Raw genomic sequence first — 17,719 nt, forward strand, 5'->3', positions numbered from 1 at the left:
ATGGGCGTTATATTTGCCGGTGTACTCGTGGCGTGGACGGGATCAGCTTATCCAGACTTAATCATTGGCATACTGGTTTCTTTATTCGTACTTAATGGTGCCCGAAAAATTTTGGCTTTGAAGTAAGAGTATCGAAAATGAATCTATTTGGCACTGTTGCAAATAACCACGAATGGTAAGCTGAAGACTGTTTTAGCTAAAGGTGCAGCATATGAATCCTTTCCATGGTCGGCATTTTCAGGGCGAAATCATTCTTTGGGCTGTGCGCTGGTATTGTAAATATGGCATTAGCTATCGTGAACTTGTAATAGCCCCCAATTAAAACGGACACTTCTCAATTCAGACCTAGTCATAGCACTAGGGTTAAGGAGTGTTCTATGGAACGTATTGAAGTTATTACATCAGTGCAGCGTCGTCGACGTTATTCAGGTCAGGAAAAAGCGCAATTTGTTGCCATGACCATGCAACCAGGTTCATCCGTTTCTTCTGTTGCCAGACAGTAGGCTTTGTTGCACAAAGATTTGAAATGCAAAGCGCCCCTAATTGAGCCAAATTTAAGGCGTAACTTGGGTAAGTGGTCGACCTAATTCCGTAAATCTGTTAAGAACTGCTACACGTGCATGGATCTCATTCACTTGGCTATCAAAACTCCTTGCACTGAGTTTATCTCCTAATAATTTGATGCAATGCATCTTAGTTTCAACCAAACTTCGCCGATGATAGCCTGACCATTTTTTCCATAGTGTCCTGCCTAAACGCTTAACTGTTCGAAGTAATTCATTTCGCTCTAGCGAGCTACTCTTTGTATCTTTCCATGGTTTCGCATTTTTTCTAGGTGGAATCACCGCATGCCCTTGCCGATCTGCAATGACCTGACGGCATTGCTTGGTGTCATAAGCTCCATCGGTATAAACAGAGTCAATCTGCTCATCTTGTGGAATCTGATTAAGTAAATCACCAAGCACCTGTGAATCACTGACATTATTGGTTGTAAGCTGAACTGCTCGTATTTGTAGGGTTTTAGCATCTATACCAATATGAAGTTTACGCCATTGGCGACGATATTCAGGTCCATGTTTCTTGCGCTTCCATTCGCCCTCACCTAGAAACTTCATGCCTGTAGAGTCCATGAGTAGATGCAGCCCATCGCTACTTTTTTGGTAGCTGATTACAATATCAATATGCTTTTGTCTTCTACAAAGCGTGGTGTAATCTGGTGCGGTCCAATTTAATCCGCAAAGTTTAATCAGACTTTGCACAAAGCCAGTAACCATACGTAAAGACAGACGGAATAAGGATTTAATCATTAAGCAGCATTGGATGGCTGCGTCGGAGTAGGTTTGATTTCGCCCTTGTTTGCCTTTTGATGGCGCATACCATTGCGTAGCAGGATCAAACCAAATGGCAATATTTCCGCGACTCATAAGTGCTCGGTTATATGCGGGCCAATTGGTTGTGCGGTAGATTTTGTGTGCAGGCTTCTTCATTTGAAAATTATATCGCTGAAAAAGCCTTTACAGATAGGTTTGTGCAACAAAGCCATTTTTTGACCTTTTTTTATTTTATGTATATATTATTATTTAGAAAAAAGTTGTTGCTAACAATATTTTTTTATTTGTCTTTAGGGGGGCGATAAATTGGGCTTTGAAAATTCAAGTATTTTGGAAAAAAGTAAAAAATCTGAGCAGATTTTTATTAATAAAAAAATACAGGTAAGGGCTGTTGAGTCAGATCTTAAAATGGTTAAGCAGACTATTAAGCTTTTGTCGGAAGGTGGGGTAAGTGCAGTTACTTTAGAAGCTGTTGGAGTGAATGCAGGATATAGCCGAGGCTTAGTCACACGTCGTTATGGCTCTAAAGATAAATTGTTAATTCGTGTTTTGGATTATTTGGAAAATTGGCTTAATGAGAAATCTAAATTATCTACTAAAAATAAATATGGTTTGGATGCGATTAATAGTTTGCTTTTAAATGTGGCAGATGATTTTTATGTCTATCGTGAAAAATATCGTGCTTATTTTTGGTTGAGATTTTATGGGTTGGAATCAAATAAAGCTTTAAATGAATATCTTGTTAATTCACAGAGTGTGCGTGAATCAGATAATATTAAATGGTTGAAAGAAGCTTTGGTTTTGGAGCAGTTGTCTCGAAATATTGATATTGAAATGGTCGCAGATTTTATTATGACTTCTTTAATGGGGCTGGTACATAAATGGATGGTCGATCAAAATTTTAATATTGAACTGAGATTAAGGCAGTTGGTTCATGTGCATTTAAAAAATATGTTCAACCATTCACATTTATATCATGCTGTAAATTATTGGGGGGAATGAGGTTATGCAATTCACTTCTTTAAAATGGATGTGTGTCGTATTGACATCAAGTCTTGTGGGTTGTTCTCAAATAACGCCTCTCCCAGAACATCAAGTGGCTCTGTCTCAAACATATCCATTGCAAACTCAAGGTAACTACCAAGTCTTATCTTGGGACAATTATGTTAATGATCAGCAGCTAATTAATCTTGTTGATTTGGCATTAGTGTCCAATCAAGATTTAAAAATTGCTTCATTACGGATACATGAAGCACAAGCAGCATATGGTATCCAACGTGCGGAGCTTTTCCCCAATATTGGCGGGAATGCAGGTATGGAACGTAATCATGTGCCTGCCGATTTATCTTATGTTGGCCGAGAAATGACGACCAGCCAGTATTCTGTTGGTTTGGGTATGAACCAATGGGAGCTGGACTTATGGGGGCGTATACGCAGCTTGAATGAAGCAGCTTTACAGCAGTTCTTTGCAGTAGAGAGTAATGTGCAAGCGGTACGCAACAGTCTTATTCAGCAGACAGTTCTAAGTTATTTAACACTTTCTGAACTAGACAAACGCATTTATTTTGCTCAGCGCTCTGTTCAGAATTATGAGAAATCAGTACGCCTGTTTAAACGCCGCTATGAAGTTGGTGCTAGTTCCAAAGTGGAATATATGCAAGCAAAAACAATGCTCAGCAATGGTCAGGCCTTAGTGACACAACTGGAGAAGTCGCGTGCATTGACTGCAAACTATTTAGTGCAGCTGGTAGGGCAGCCGACTTCTTTGCATCAAACAGATTTGGATCAAGTGACTTTTAAAACAGGTGTACTGCATACAGGCCTGCCTTCAGATTTATTGCTGAATCGTGCTGATATACGTGCATCTGAAGCTATGCTCAAATCTAAGCATGCCAATATTAATGCAGCAAGGGCGGCATTTTTCCCGCGAATTACACTGACGGGCAGTTTGGGTACAGCCAGTGCAGATTTAGATGGATTATTTAAATCTGGCAGCAGTGTTTGGTCATTTGCCCCGAGTATCAGTGTCCCGATTTTTACTGCAGGTCGCCTAAAAAATAATTTGATTTTGGCAGAAGTGCGTAAAGATATAGGCGTAGCAGAATATGAAAAAACTGTACAGAACGCTTTTCGTGAAGTCTCTGATGCTTTGGCACAGCAAAAGTATTTAGATCAGCAATTACAGATTCAACAGCAAGGTTTAAATGCCTTCAAAGAAACTGAACGTCTGGCGCAGCTGAGGTATGACAATGGTGCTGTGGGATATTTAGAGGTTTTGGATGCACAGCGCAATTTGCTGGGTGCCGAGCAGCAATGGATAGAAACACAAAGCAACTTAATGCAGTCCTATGTCAATCTCTATTTTGCTTTAGGCGGAGATACCACATTGGCGAACAAAATTTAAAATATTGAGTAATCAGACATGAATCTTAAAAAACTAACCATTGCTGGGGCCATTGTTGTATTAGGACTTTTAGCTTATTTGGTCTGGAAAAATATGCATAAGCCAGACACCGAAGCCTTAGTCAGTGGCAATGGACGTATTGAAGCCACTGAAATTAACGTATCTAGTAAGCTATCTGGCCAGTTAGAAGAAATTTTGGTTAAAGAAGGTGACTTTGTCGAGCCTGGTCAAATCTTGGCGCGGGTTAAAATTTCGACTTTAGAAGCCCAGTTACGTGAATTGGAAGCACAACAGCGTCAAGCCCAGGATGCGATTGCGACAGCGGAAGCACAAGTGGCGATGCGGATCAGCGAAAAAGCCGCCGCTGAAGCCATGGTACAACAGCGTGAAACAGAACTGATGGCGGCTAAAAATCGTTTAGCGCGTACCGAAGTTTTAGCCAAAGAAGGCGCATCGTCCAAGCAACAACTGGATGATGAACGTGCCGCAGCACAGCAAGCCATTGCGGTATTAAGCGCAGCCAAAGCACAGGTACAAAGTGCCCAAGGGGCAATTGTTGCGTCTAAAAGCCAAGTGTCAGCCGCACATTCTCAAGTCGATGCCATCAAAGCCTCGGTGGAACGGATTAAATTTGATATGGATGATGCACAGTTACGTGCACCATTAAAAGCACGTGTTCAGTTCCGTGTCGCGCAGCCGGGTGAGTTGGTGGCAGCGGGCGGGCGTGTGCTCAATCTGATTGATTTATCTGATGTGTATATGACGTTCTTTTTGCCTGAAACCGTTGCAGGTAAAATTGCTATTGGAACAGAAGTACGTATTGTATTGGATGCTGCGAAAAATGTGGTGATTCCAGCTACAGTGTCTTTTGTTGCCGATACTGCACAGTTCACACCAAAATCGGTGGAAACGGAAAGCGAACGTCAAAAACTGATGTTCCGTGTTAAAGCGAAAATTGATCCAACTTTATTGAACAAATATATCGAACAAGTCAAAACAGGTTTGCCAGGTGTGGCATATATCAAAATTGATGATCAGGCAGCTTGGCCGACATTTTTAGAGAACACAGTTAAATGATGACACAACAATCTGAAAAAGGATCGGTTGTTGCAGAAATTGAAAATGTTAGTCTGAAATATGGAAAAACGGTTGCACTGAATCAAGTGTCGCTATCCTTACCAGCAGGCTGCATGATCGGTTTAATCGGTCCAGATGGGGTGGGGAAATCCAGTCTATTGGCTTTGCTGTCAGGGGCGAAAATTGTACAGCAAGGTCGCTTAAAGGTGTTGGGCGGTGATATTGCCGATAAACAACACCGTACCCGTGTTTGCCCACATATTGCCTATATGCCGCAGGGTTTAGGGAAAAACCTATATAAAACTTTATCGGTTGAAGAGAATTTACAGTTTGTGGCACGTCTGTTTGGGCATGATGCTGCCGAGCGACGCAAACGGATTGATGATCTGACCAAAAGCACAGGCTTGTACAATTTTCTCGACCGTCCTGCGGGTAAATTATCGGGTGGGATGAAGCAGAAATTAAGTCTGTGCTGTTCTTTGATTCATGATCCCGATTTTCTGATTTTAGATGAGCCGACCACAGGGGTTGACCCTTTGGCACGGGCGCAATTTTGGGAACTGATTAACCGCATTCGCAAAGTTCGTCCACAGATGAGTGTTATTGTTGCTACTGCTTATATGGATGAAGCACAAGGCTTTGACTGGCTGGCGATGATGGATGATGGGCAGATTTTAAAAACTGGCACACCACAAGAATTATTGACTGAAACGCAATGTAACAGTTTAGAAGATGCTTTTATTCAACTATTGCCAGAAGAAAAAAAGCTCGGCTATGAGCCTGTGGTGATTCCGCCTTTACCTGACTACGGTTCAGAAAGCTATGCTCTTGAAGCGCAAGATTTAACAGTGAAATTTGGTGATTTTACTGCGGTAGATCATGTTAATTTTAAAATTAAGCGTGGTGAAATATTTGGTTTCTTAGGCTCGAATGGTTGTGGTAAATCCACCACCATGAAAGTGCTGACGGGACTTTTAGAAGCCTCAGAAGGTCAGGCGTGGCTGTTTGGTGAGCCTGTAGAGGGCAACAATATTGAAACTCGTCGCCGTGTCGGCTATATGTCGCAGGCATTTTCCCTATACAGCGAGCTGACCATTGTGCAGAATTTGGTCTTACATGCCAAATTATTTCATGTACCAAAAGAACAGATTGAGCCACGTGTACAGCTCATGCTGGAGCGTTTTGACCTGGAAGAAGTCAAAGAAAAACTGCCCGATGATTTGCCTTTGGGCGTGCGTCAGCGTTTATCACTCGCAGTGGCACTGGTGCATAATCCTGAAATTTTAATTCTGGATGAACCAACATCTGGGGTTGACCCGATTGCGCGTGATAATTTCTGGCGCTATTTAATCAATTTGTCGCGTAATGATGGGGTCACGATCTTTATTTCAACTCATTTTATGAACGAAGCGTTGCGCTGTGACCGAATGTCAATGATGCACGCTGGACGAGTGCTTGACAGTGCGTCACCAGCACAGCTGATAAAAAACCGCCATGCTGAAACACTTGAAGAAGCTTTTATCGGTTATTTGATTGATGCTGGTGCAGGCACTAAAGATCAGCCCAATGATTTGGCGAAAAGTATTGCTGAAACAAATGGCAGTAAAGAACTGAATGCCAAGCCAAAAAAATTCAGTTTGCGCCGGTTATTGAGTGTTGCCTGGCGTGAATCTTTGGAGTTGGCGCGTGATCCGATTCGCGCCACCATGGCTTTAATGGGGTCATTAATTTTACTGCTGGTCATGGGCTACGGCATCACCATGGATGTTGAAGACCTCAAATTCGCTGTGTTGGATCGTGACCAAACGAGCTTAAGTCAAAACTACAGCATGAGTATTGCAGGGTCGCGTTATTTTATCGAACAGCCAGCGCTGCAAAGCTATGATGATATTGATCAGCGTATGCGTAGTGGGGATATTTCCTTGGCGATAGAAATTCCGCCAAATTTTGCTCGTGATGTTGCTCGTGGTGAACAGGTGCAAGTCGCTGCGTGGATTGATGGTGCGATGCCACAGCGTGCAGAAACTGTGCAAGGTTATGTGCAGGGGATTCACACGTATTGGCTGATGCAAAAAGCATTGGAACAAAGTGGTTATAAAACATCTAGTACTGTGAGTGTTGAAACTCGTTACCGCTATAACCCAGATATTAAAAGTTTACCTGCGATGACCCCCGCAGTATTGCCTTTATTATTACTGTTGATTCCTGCCATGTTGACTGCTTTATCTGTGGTGCGAGAAAAAGAATTAGGTTCGATTGTGAATTTGTATGTCACACCAGTGACGCGGACAGAATTTTTAATTGGTAAACAGATTCCATATATCTTGTTGGCAATGTTGAACTATTCCCTTATGTGTTTGGTCATGGTTACTTTATTTGATGTACCTGTAAAAGGTAGCTTCTTTGCTCTGACCTTAGCTTCTTTTTTGTTTGTAATTTTTGCCACAGGTATGGGCCTATTGGCATCTACTATTACCAAAAGCCAGATTGCTTCAATGTTTTTAGTCATGATTGGGACTTTGATACCAGTTATGCAGTTTGCTGGAATTATCAATCCTGTATCGTCTTTGGATGGGTTTGGACGCTGGTTTGGGGAAATTTATCCGGCAACGCATATGGTCAATATCAGTCGTGGAATTTTTAATAAAGGTTTGGGCTTTGATGATTTGAAACAGGCCATTTGGATCATGGCCATGGCTGTTCCGGTAGTAATGTTTGCTGCTATTGCCTTGCTGAAGAAACAGGAGCAATAAGATGTTCACAAAATTACAGAATATCTACCAGCTCGGCTGTAAAGAGCTTTGGAGTCTCTGGCGCGATCCAATCATGTTGGTGTTAATTATTTACACCTTTACCATCTCAGTATATACCGCATCAACAGCGGTCAAAGATACCTTGAATATGGCACCGATTGCGATTGTGGATGAGGATCACTCTACCTTGTCGGAACGGATTTCTTCAGCCTTTTATCCGCCTAATTTTATCAGTAAAACCACCACGCTTGGCACGATGGATGCAGGCATGGACGCAGGTGAATTTACCTTTGCGGTCAATATTCCGAGTAATTTCCAGTCGGATGTACTGTCGGGTGATGCAGCAGAAATTCAGGTTAATGTGGATGCAACCCGAATGACCCAAGCCATGTCTGGCGCAGGTTATATTCAGCAGATCATTCAATCTGAAGTAAATGAATATGTACTTCGCAATCGTGAAATTAGCCAGCTACCGATAGATTTGGCAATACGTTCCCGTTTTAATCCAACACTGGAAAATCAATGGTTTATGAGTGTCATGCGGATTATTAATAACGTGGCAATGCTTTCAATTATTCTGACTGGTGCAGCGCTGATTCGTGAACGTGAGCATGGCACCATTGAACATTTGATGGTGATGCCAGTAACGGTATTTGAAATCATGATGTCCAAAGTCTGGTCAATGAGTCTTGTGGTATTGATCGCAGTATTTGTTGGCTTAAAAGTCGTGATTCAGGGTGTATTGCATGTCCCGATTGATGGTAGTTTGCCGCTCTTTTTCTTTGGCGCCTTACTCACACTGTTTGCAACCACTTCGATGGGTATTTATATGGCCACCGTGTCGAAATCTATGCCGCAGTTTGGTTTGTTAATGATGCTCGTATTGATTCCGATGCAAATGCTATCAGGCGGCTCAACTCCACGTGAAAGTATGCCGGAAATTGTACAGCACGTGATGATGATTGCCCCAACGACGCATTTTGTTTCCTTAGCTCAAGCCATTTTATACCGCAATGCTGGATTTGATGTGGTATGGCCATCTTTTGTATGGCTGTTAGGTATTGCAGTGGTATTTTTCTATATATCGTGGAAACGCTTTAAAGACACCATTCATACCATGGCTTAACAATTTCCTTTTGGCAGGCAGTGTCCATCCCTTAAAAGACTGCCTGCTTTTTTTATTCAGTAATGAAAACATGATATTCATTGCATATTCTGGGGGTGCTCTGGTGGGCGAACTTTTACTCAGTTTATCTTTGTCGCAATTGTTGACTATTATGGCGTCTGCTCTAGGCAGCGGTATATTAATTGGCTTAGAGCGCGAACGTCATAATAATGCAGCCGGTGAACCAAGCTTTGCAGGATTACGCTCATTTACAATCGCGGCTTTGTTAGGAGCATTGTGCTTTTTAATTCACCTTGCTGTAGGGATTGTGGGAGCAGCAGCCGTCACTGCTTTTTGTTTATACAGCTTGTACAAACAGCAAAAAGATATAGGCAGTACCACGGAGCTTGCTTTTTTAATGACCTACTTAATAGGTGCATTGTGTGTATTCAATCCCTTGTTTGCAGCAGGTCTGGCCGTATTGCTCACCATTGTTTTAAGGGCAAAAGGCGTAATGCATCGTTTTGCAGGGCAAACCATTCGAGATTTTGAATTGCGTGATGGCTTGTTTCTGTTGGCATTAATCTTAATTGCTTTGCCATTGATGCCAAATCAGCCGTATTGGGACTCTGTGCTGAATCCCTATGTCATTCTGAAATTAGTGATTTTAATTCTGATTGTACAGTCTTTGGCGCATGTGGCGAAAAGGCTTTTCTCACAAGATAAAGCACTTATTTTATCGTCTTTCGCTTCAGGTTTTGTATCCAGTACAGCAACGGTTGCAAGTTATGGCATGCAAGTGCGTGCAGGAAAGGCGGATGCAAAAATAAGTGCAGGCGCAGCCTTGCTTTCCTGTGTTTCAACCTTGGTGCAATTGTTGATTGTCGTTGCAGGAGTCAGCCTAGGGTGGCTGAAATTTTTACTGTTGCCATGTATTGCAGGCATTGTGATGTTAACTGTGACCGCTTTATTTTTACTCCATAAAATGCCTATGTCTTCACAGCAGAAAAATGTGTCATCAGAAACAAGCAATATGGCTGAAGATTCCCGCATGTTCAGTATCAAAGAAGCCGTGATTATTGCACTAACACTTACGGTGATTCAGGCCTTAGTTTATGGACTGAGCGTACTGTTGGGGGATAAAGGTTTAATCATAGGCACCCTATTGGCTTCACTTTTTGAAGTACATGCTGCGATGACTGCTGTCGTCGTACAGGGTGATATTCATAACAGTATTTTGGTTTATGCAATGGTACTCGGTTTGGCAACTCATTCAGGTTCAAAATGCGTAAATGCCTTTATGACAGGTGGCTGGAGATATGGCATTTATTTCGCTCCAGTACAGATCGTGCATGTGTTATGTGTAGGCGGATTACTGCTGCTTCAAGTTTAAATAGCGATGAAGGATTGTGGTGATGAAATTTTTAAAAAAAGAAATCAGGTACTTATATTGAAAACCAAGAAGTATAGGGGAAACGATGCATCAAGTTTTTGCAGAATTATTCGGTGGTGTTGGCTTATTTTTGCTGGGCATGACTTTAATGACCAATGGGTTAAAGGATGCAACAGGTGAAACGCTTAAAAAGTTATTAACTAAATTTACCGAAACGCAGTTTAAAGCCATGCTGTCAGGTATAGGCCTAACTTTATTGGTTCAATCTTCAACTGCAACGACAATGGCCACAATTGGCTTCGTAAATGCAGGGATCATGAGTTTTGCTCAAGCCATTGGTGTTGTGATTGGGGCCAATATCGGAACCACAAGCACGGGATGGATGGTTGCGCTATTAGGCTTGAAATTTTCAATTTCAATGATCGCACTGCCTTTGATTGGATTTGGCGCTGTCATCAATTTATTAGGTAAAGACCGAATTGCAGTATTGGGTTTAATTATTGCAGGTTTTGGCCTGATTTTTTTTGGTATCAGTGTATTGCAAGAAGCCATGAATGGGTTTTCAAAACAAGGTGATTTATCATTTTTAAATGGCTTTGTTGCACAAAGATTTAAAAGATAACACTCTGCTCATTTGAACAGAATTCAAGTGACAACTTGGGTATGAGGACGACCTAATTCTGTAAATTTGTTCAATACGGCTATGCGTGCATGAATCTCATTCACCTGACTAGAAAAACTCCTTGCTGTTAATTTATCACCTAATAGTTTGATGCAATGCATCTTGGTTTCAACTAAACTTCGACGATGATAACCAGACCATTTTTTCCAAAGCGTTCTTCCTAAACGTTTAACTGTTTTCAGTAACTCATTCCGCTCTAAAGATCTCAATTTCTGATCTTTCGTAAGCGTCCGCTGAACCCCATGCCTATTTTTTAATTTGAGTTGGATTTCCAGCGGTGCGGCAGCAATTCTTCTATTTGGCTCACTTTATGTGTCGGCAACCTTTTCAGCACATTACTTAAATAGGCATACGGATCCAACCCATTCAGCTTTGCTGACTGGATTAAAGTCATGATATTTGCCGCTCGCTGTCCACTGCGCAGCGAACCTGCAAACAACCAGTTCTTACGGCCCAATGCCCAGGGACGCATTGAGTTCTCTGCCCAGTTATTGTCAATGGGTAGATTGCCATCATCCAGATAGCGGCTTAAGGCTGGCCAACGCTTCAGACTGTAATTGATGGCCTTGGCGGTTGGAGAACTCGATGGCACCGTCAGATAATGTTGGTTGAGCCATTCATACAGTTGTTGCATCACCGGTTGGCTGTGCTGTTGTCGGTATTCGCGGCGGTGTTCTGCTGTACTATCGGTCTTTTTCCTGAGTTCTGCTTCTATCGCATACAGTTTCTGAATCAGCACTAATGCCTGTTCAGCGATCTGACTTTTCCCAGTCACATGTAGCTCATGGAATTTACGACGTGCATGCGCCATGCAGCCCACCTCTATGACCTGGCCTGATTTAAAGCGTGCTTTATAACCACTGTAATCATCACAGACTAGATAGCCCTGCCAGCCTTTCAAGAACTCTTCTGCATGCTGGCCTGAACGACTATCCTGAAAGTCATAGATCACCGCTTGAACTGGATTGTACTGTGTAGTGGCATAGGCCCAGACATAACCTTTCTTCGGTTTTTTCTCATCATCACCCATCCGCATGATGGTGACCGGTGTTTCATCCGCATGCAGCACCTGCTGTTGTAGTACCACCTGTTTTAAGGCATTGGCCAGAGGTTCCAGTTCTACACCGCAGCGACCAATCCAGTCAGATAAAGTAGATCTGGACAGATCAATGCCCGCCCGCTGATAGATCAGGCGCTGACGGTACAGCGGCAAATGATCGGCATACTTCGATACCAACACATGGCTGAGCAATTCAGGTGAAGCAATGCCTTTATCAATCACATAGGCAGGCATCGCTTGCTGAGTCAGAGTGTCGCACTGATCACAGACCCATTTGCCACGGACATGCTGTTCCTTGTAGAACTGTGCCGGTCTGAAATGCAGTTTTTCACTGATATCTTCGCCGATACGACGTAACTGGCAGCCACAACTGCATTGGGTTGATGCAGGTTCATGCTCAATACGGATGGTGTGTAGATGATCGGGTAGCAGTCGACGTTTAGGTTTGTTGACTGTGGCTTTCTCTGTCGCTGCATCGGTTTTATCTGCATTTAATCGTTCTAATTCTAGATCAACAGCGGCAATATCTTCTTCGACCGCTTCATCCCAGAGATGGATTTGTTTTGCGGTGAGATGTTCGTTTTTACTGCCGAATTTGTGCTTTTTAAACAGCGCCAGTTCATGCTCGTATTTTTGGTTGAGAATAGAAAGATGTTGAACTTGAGCATCTAATTGCTGATTGGATACTTCAAGATGCTGAACTTTGGTATCTAATTGTTGGTTTGATTTTTCTAATTCTTGATTTGATTGTGCCAGAGACTGATGCTGCATTGCCAACTGTCTGGTAAATTCCAGCAGTTGTTCATGGGTCAGTTGGCTTAAATCAGGCAGCGTATTCATGACCGCAGTATGCCTGAGGTCATGAGAAGAATGAAATACAACATTTGGAGAATAGCAGAATGGATCAAGCTAGTTTAGAGCATTGTGACCACTTGCTGTCGTCCAATGCGCTGCCAAGGCAAACCCTGGATCAGTGCCTGTAACTGTTCTGGACTGAGTGCCAGGGTTTCACCCTGGTGAACTTTAGCCCAGTGAAATTTTCCCTGTTCCAACCGCCGGGCACACAGCCAGATGCCCAGTCCATCATGTACCAGCACTTTCATGCGATGGCCACGTTTATTACAGAACAGGTAAGCACAATGCGGTTTAATGTAGCCAAAGGCTCTCACCACCTGAGCCATGACAGTATCCATCCCTGCTCGCATATCCAGAGGTTGGGTAGAAAGCCAGATTTCATCAATGCGGATCATGTTGCAAGTGCCTTGAGTAATTCTGCTAAAGCAGATATTTCTGATACTTGCCATTTCAAGCCAATTTCTGCTTTTGAGTGGGGTAAAGTAATTTGAACCGTTAACATGTCAGTAGGAGTAGGATCTAATGGTGCAGAGCAAGATAAGGCAATAAATGCAGGTTTATTCGGTAGTGGTGAGCGATCATTCCCTGGCTTACCATCAATTAAGCGAATCCATTTGGATACAAGATTTGTATTCAATCCATGTTGCAAAGCGACCGAAGCAATTGAAACGTCCGGTGCTTTACAAGCCTGAACGATCTGCTGTTTAAATTCAGCACTGTATGTTCTTCGTTTTTTCGCAAGAGATGCGATGGATGTCTGGTGATTTGTAGTCATAAATTTTAGTACCCACTTGTTTTTAAGTGGGGACTAAATTAAGGCTTATAGGATGAATTCATAAGGTGTGTTCAGCGGACGCTTACGATCTTTCCATGGTTTTGCATTTTTTCTTGGCGGAATGAGCGCATGTGCATCTCGATCTAGAATGACTTGTCTGCAGTGCTTCGTGTCATAAGCACCATCGGTATAGACCGAATCAATTCGTTCATCTAAGGGAATTTGAGCAAGTAAATCACCGAGTACTTGCGAATCGCTCACATTATTTGTAGTAAGCTGTACTGCACGTATTTGCAAGGTTTCAGCATCGATGCCAATATGAAGCTTACGCCATTGGCGACGATATTCAGGTCCATGTTTCTTACGTTTCCACTCACCTTCACCTAGAAACTTTAAGCCAGTTGAGTCGACGAGTAGATGTAGCCCATCACTACTTTTTTGATAGCTAATCGCAATATCAATATGTTTTTGTCTTCGACAAAGCGTACTGTAATCTGGTGCGGTCCAATTTAATCCACAAAGTTTAATCAGACTTTGAACAAAACCCGTGACCATGCGTAAAGAGAGTCTAAATAAAGATTTGATCATTAAACAGCATTGAATAGCCGTATCGGAGTAAGTTTGATTTCGACCTTGCTTGTTTTGTGGTTGTGCATACCACTGAGTGTTTGGATCAAACCAAATGGAAATGTTGCCCCGATTAATGAGAGCGCGATTATAGGAAGACCAGTTGGTTGTACGATAAGTTTTAGGAGTAGGTTTATTCATTTTGAAATTATAGGACTGAATAAACCTTATAGGCTAGGTTTGTGCAACAAAGCCGTTTGTACAACAAAGCCCTTTGAGAATAATTCAAAGAAAAATTATATAAAATTAATACGGTACAATAAAATTGCAAAACTGATAATTAATATAATCATGGTCAATATTATTAAAAAATTAGTTGAAGAAAATTTCATTTCACCCTCGACTTACAATTAATTTTTACATGAAAAATCATGTGTTTAAATAAAAAAATACCCATTCATAGCATATTTAGCCAACAATAAAATTTTATAACCCACAGAATATTATTGCGAAAAAACCATGATTATGATTTCAAATAGATTTAATATTTAGTGCGCCAATCTTTGTTTCTAGAGCAGCTCTATCTAATACCTATTCATTAAAGAAACGCCTAACCCCACGTAAGTTGCTCGATGATTGTAATCAATCAAACTCTCCCCATAACCGTCAAACAATTGAAAATATCCTCTTAACTTGCCTGCGATCGGAAATGCCCAATCAAATTGCATAGCGCCGCGAGAATCATCTCCCCCTCTTAAAGAATGTCGTAAAAGCAATGAAAACTCATTATCATTACGACGGTAAAATGCTGTTAAATCTCCCCGTCCTACATAGTTTTTAATGTCAGGATTATCATCTTTTCCGGCATCTTCATCTAGGCGATACCAAGGTCGCAACATAAGCGCAAAATTATCTTTTTCTAAACCAATATTCAGCATAATACGGTCCCAGCTGCGAGATAAGGGACCAGAACGACCATTAGATTGATGATTATAAGTTAATCCCAATAAGCGCCCATTTAAGCCCAAAATGCTATAGTCTGTTCTAAAAATTAAACTGGCTTCAGGCTCATAATTTGTTTCACGAAAAGGCCTCGATTCATCTTCATTATAGACTTGCCAATGCGCAGTCTGCGTATAGCCAACCCACATATCCCCATTGTCTTCAAAGAGATTCTCAAGTGCTTTGGTCTTTAAAGATAACTGCAGTTTAGCTTCCATCGAATTCAAATTTTGCTGTTCTGCCAGTGTCTTGTTTGGCGTATGCGGAACTTCATTTTTTTCACTTGTCCACAGTGCAGGTAGCAAATAAATAGGCTGGTAAGCCCGTAAATTCCATGTTCCTAGTTTTTGTTCTGGTGTTAATTCCCAACGCTGGTCGATTAATGATGCTTTTAAATCCGATTGATGATGTTCTAAAGCAAAAAAATGGTTCGGATTGCCCTGCTTGTTATCTCGGCTGCTCGGCCGTTTTAATGTTTGTAACGGCATGGCCTCAGCAGATCCAGCGCCTTCTGCAACTAATACCGATGCCACTGTTACGTCGCTGAGCTTTACTGAAAATAAACCGTCATAACAATTTAAACGCTCTGCATTTGACTCAAGTGCTACACAAGCAGAAGCACTTGCAGGTTGATAAGCATAGCCTGCTTCTGTACACAATATAGACAGCATCGCCAAGTTCAACACCCTGAATGAATACTTTGTACGGCGTGTCAATTTAACAGCCATTTTTAAATTTCCTTTCTTCATTTTTGAGAATACTTTCATACAGCACATTAGAAAAACGGTAAGTATGTGCAACTAAACGATCTAGCCAACGTTGCGCAGCAAGTAACTCAATCCCCTTTGCTGCATTAAGTTGATTCACTTCAGTATGCTGCAGAATTTTTTGGCGTATTTCGGCACGATGCTGACTGGTCCACTTCTTTAAACTATTTCTTTGTACACGAAAAAAAAATATAACTCATTAAAATAATGGCATAATACTTGTTTTCTGACGACGAATATGATGGCACATTTCAATGAGCTATATCTCATCTTAAACAAATATCTAAAGTGGAACAAGTCACATGTAAAATGTTTTACACTGATTATGCTTGCATTAATTGTAAAACAGACATGTAATCTTTCTTCTGCATCTAAAGCCTTACCCATCAAGTGCTTACCACAATCATTTTATCGACGTATACAACGCTTCTTTGCAGGTCAGTATTTCGATTATCGTCAAATTTCTCAGTTAATTTTCAATATATTTTTATTCGATAAAGTCCAATTAACTTTGGATAGAACCAACTGGAAATGGGGGAAACGAGATATCAATATCTTGATGTTAGCCATCGTCTATCGTGGAATAGCCATACCTATAGTTTGGACATTGCTCAATAAACGGGGAAATTCAGATACAAAAACCCCAACCTTGGCAATGTTCACCGACATAAATTACATTAAATATATTAAAAGTACATTAAACTAAATTATTATAAAACAAATACTTAATTCCTTAATATTTAATGTTGTAATTTAAAGTAGGGTAGGGTGAAAAGAAGTTGGTCACTTTAAAAGATGTATAAACTCAACAATAATTACCAACATAAACTTCTATAGATTTTAAAGTTTTATCATTTGGTAAATTTACTCGGTGAGTAAGTAGATGTTATTCTCAATCGGGTCTTGGATCATTTTGAGGTTTTGATCGAATCTGACCCGTAATAGCGTTTGAGAAATTTTAATAAATCGGCTAGCACACTCACTCATGTGACTAATCATTTCATCAATCTATGATAGCAATATCTGCTCCTTAAGTTCCAGGTTTTACAATGGTCATCTGATTCTTGAAAATTACATTAAATAGAGCTCTTTTGAATGCAATCACTTTTTCGGCTTTTTTGCACAAAGATGTAAAAATTAAAGTTTCCTAAGCTATTTAAATTCAAGTTGAACTTGGGTTTGAGGTCTGCCTAATTTAGTGACATTATCGAGAACAACCATTCGTGCAAAGATATCATTGATTTAACTTGAGCTCGGGGTCTGTCAGTATCCGGTAAATTTCTGCTTAATTTCAGCTGGCTTTCAGTTATGCGGTAGCAATTCTTAAATGTAGCTCAATTTTTGTGTAGAGTAGTACATCACTTAAGTGGTTAGACTAATCTAGGTCATTTAGTATTGTTATTCATTTGAAAACTGTTATGCCTATTTAGCCCAATAACTGCACTTTCTTGTTCTTTCGATCTCACGATAGACTGTTAATCTAGAACGTCCAAGCGATGTAACGAAGGTGGAGATTGAATATCTAATTTTTAAAAGCAGTATAAATTCGTATCTTTCGTCTTGATAACGCTGGGTATTTCCTTCATTGTGTCTTTCAAATTGTGAGTTGAATAAAGTTCAATGATTCTAATACATTTAACTTTTTAACTATCTACAAAACTATCACACTTATATTTGAGTTATAAAAATTAAGATACCGATTATTTTAATATTTTTATTTTTTATAGGCATCATTTAATGCTAAGGTAATCCTCCCATAAATAACCGAAGTTAAAAGTAGAGGTTAAGCAGCCATTAGAGGTGGCTTTCCTTTGTTAGCTTGATGTGGTCTTTCATGGTTGTAATGCCACAACCAGTTTGTTGCATAATCTTGTACTTCATCCAAAGTATCAAATAAATGCTTGCTCAGCCAACTATAACGTATGGTCCGATTATAGCGTTCAATATA

The 17,719-nt window shown here is 40.9% G+C and carries 13 protein-coding genes and 7 pseudogenes; 11 read left to right on the plus strand and 9 right to left on the minus strand.

Annotated elements, in window-relative coordinates:
* The 3 pseudogenes from HX743_RS14295 to HX743_RS14305 form a co-directional block, all read left to right on the plus strand.
* A pseudogene (locus HX743_RS14295) lies at positions 1 to 126 on the plus strand (cation transporter); the annotation flags it as partial.
* A gap of 85 nt (positions 127 to 211) precedes the next feature.
* Positions 212 to 304: pseudogene (locus tag HX743_RS14300) on the plus strand (IS6 family transposase); the annotation flags it as partial.
* Positions 305 to 377: 73 nt separating this feature from the next.
* A pseudogene (locus tag HX743_RS14305) lies at positions 378 to 500 on the plus strand (transposase); the annotation flags it as partial.
* A gap of 54 nt (positions 501 to 554) precedes the next feature.
* Here HX743_RS14305 and HX743_RS14310 read toward each other — a convergent pair.
* Entirely contained in the window at positions 555 to 1,487 is a 933-nt protein-coding gene (locus HX743_RS14310; RefSeq protein WP_178319544.1) for an IS5 family transposase, read from the minus strand.
* 150 nt (positions 1,488 to 1,637) lie between these two features.
* Between HX743_RS14310 and HX743_RS14315 the strand changes: the two genes are divergently transcribed.
* The 7 genes and pseudogenes from HX743_RS14315 to HX743_RS14345 form a co-directional block, all read left to right on the plus strand.
* A complete protein-coding gene (locus HX743_RS14315; RefSeq protein WP_250316254.1) occupies positions 1,638 to 2,333 on the plus strand; it encodes a TetR/AcrR family transcriptional regulator in 696 nt (231 codons plus the stop codon).
* Positions 2,334 to 2,337: 4 nt separating this feature from the next.
* On the plus strand, positions 2,338 to 3,735 hold the full coding sequence (locus HX743_RS14320; RefSeq protein WP_178319545.1) for an efflux transporter outer membrane subunit: 1,398 nt from the start codon (positions 2,338 to 2,340) through the stop codon (positions 3,733 to 3,735).
* An 18-nt stretch (positions 3,736 to 3,753) separates the two neighbouring features.
* Positions 3,754 to 4,812, plus strand: coding sequence for an HlyD family secretion protein (locus HX743_RS14325; protein ID WP_178319546.1), 1,059 nt, complete (start codon positions 3,754 to 3,756; stop codon positions 4,810 to 4,812).
* Entirely contained in the window at positions 4,809 to 7,565 is a 2,757-nt protein-coding gene (gene rbbA / locus HX743_RS14330) for a ribosome-associated ATPase/putative transporter RbbA (RefSeq protein WP_005001585.1), read from the plus strand. The genes HX743_RS14325 and rbbA overlap by 4 nt, the downstream gene beginning before the upstream one ends.
* Position 7,566: 1 nt before the next feature.
* Positions 7,567 to 8,691 (plus strand): ABC transporter permease, encoded by a 1,125-nt coding sequence (locus HX743_RS14335; protein ID WP_005001588.1) that lies wholly within the window; start codon positions 7,567 to 7,569, stop codon positions 8,689 to 8,691.
* A gap of 70 nt (positions 8,692 to 8,761) precedes the next feature.
* A complete protein-coding gene (locus tag HX743_RS14340; protein ID WP_201450538.1) occupies positions 8,762 to 10,063 on the plus strand; it encodes a DUF4010 domain-containing protein in 1,302 nt (433 codons plus the stop codon).
* 85 nt (positions 10,064 to 10,148) lie between these two features.
* Positions 10,149 to 10,649: pseudogene (locus HX743_RS14345) on the plus strand (Na/Pi symporter); the annotation flags it as partial.
* Positions 10,650 to 10,708: 59 nt separating this feature from the next.
* On the opposite strand, the pseudogene HX743_RS14350 reads toward HX743_RS14345, so the two are convergent.
* The 7 genes and pseudogenes from HX743_RS14350 to HX743_RS14380 all read right to left on the minus strand — a co-directional run.
* Positions 10,709 to 10,966 (minus strand): annotated as a pseudogene (locus HX743_RS14350) (transposase); the annotation flags it as partial.
* A 32-nt stretch (positions 10,967 to 10,998) separates the two neighbouring features.
* Complete coding sequence (locus HX743_RS14355) at positions 10,999 to 12,645, minus strand: IS66 family transposase (protein ID WP_178319548.1); 1,647 nt, start codon at positions 12,643 to 12,645, stop codon at positions 10,999 to 11,001.
* 74 nt (positions 12,646 to 12,719) lie between these two features.
* Positions 12,720 to 13,055: an IS66 family insertion sequence element accessory protein TnpB gene (gene tnpB / locus HX743_RS14360; protein ID WP_178319549.1), complete on the minus strand. Its 336-nt coding sequence runs from the start codon at positions 13,053 to 13,055 to the stop codon at positions 12,720 to 12,722.
* Positions 13,052 to 13,435, minus strand: a complete 384-nt coding sequence (locus HX743_RS14365) for a transposase (protein WP_004762545.1) — start codon at positions 13,433 to 13,435, stop codon at positions 13,052 to 13,054. The genes tnpB and HX743_RS14365 overlap by 4 nt, the downstream gene beginning before the upstream one ends.
* An 81-nt stretch (positions 13,436 to 13,516) precedes the next feature.
* Positions 13,517 to 14,203, minus strand: a pseudogene (locus HX743_RS14370) (IS5-like element ISAha2 family transposase); the annotation flags it as partial.
* Between the two features lie 383 nt (positions 14,204 to 14,586).
* Positions 14,587 to 15,732, minus strand: a complete 1,146-nt coding sequence (locus HX743_RS14375) for a phospholipase A (RefSeq protein ID WP_004907114.1) — start codon at positions 15,730 to 15,732, stop codon at positions 14,587 to 14,589.
* Positions 15,722 to 15,871 carry a hypothetical protein gene (locus HX743_RS14380; RefSeq protein ID WP_250316255.1) on the minus strand — a complete coding sequence of 50 codons (150 nt, stop codon included), beginning with the start codon at positions 15,869 to 15,871 and terminating at the stop codon, positions 15,722 to 15,724. The genes HX743_RS14375 and HX743_RS14380 overlap by 11 nt, the downstream gene beginning before the upstream one ends.
* 141 nt (positions 15,872 to 16,012) lie before the next feature.
* On the opposite strand from HX743_RS14380, the pseudogene HX743_RS14385 reads away from it, so the two are divergent.
* Positions 16,013 to 16,411, plus strand: a pseudogene (locus tag HX743_RS14385) (IS4 family transposase); the annotation flags it as partial.
* A gap of 1,143 nt (positions 16,412 to 17,554) precedes the next feature.
* Here HX743_RS14385 and HX743_RS14390 read toward each other — a convergent pair.
* A partial coding sequence (locus tag HX743_RS14390) for an integrase core domain-containing protein (RefSeq protein ID WP_151711510.1) occupies positions 17,555 to 17,719 on the minus strand: 165 nt, incomplete at its 5' end.

Source organism: Acinetobacter sp. Swhac1, from assembly GCF_013390985.1.
Taxonomy (GTDB): domain Bacteria; phylum Pseudomonadota; class Gammaproteobacteria; order Pseudomonadales; family Moraxellaceae; genus Acinetobacter; species Acinetobacter towneri.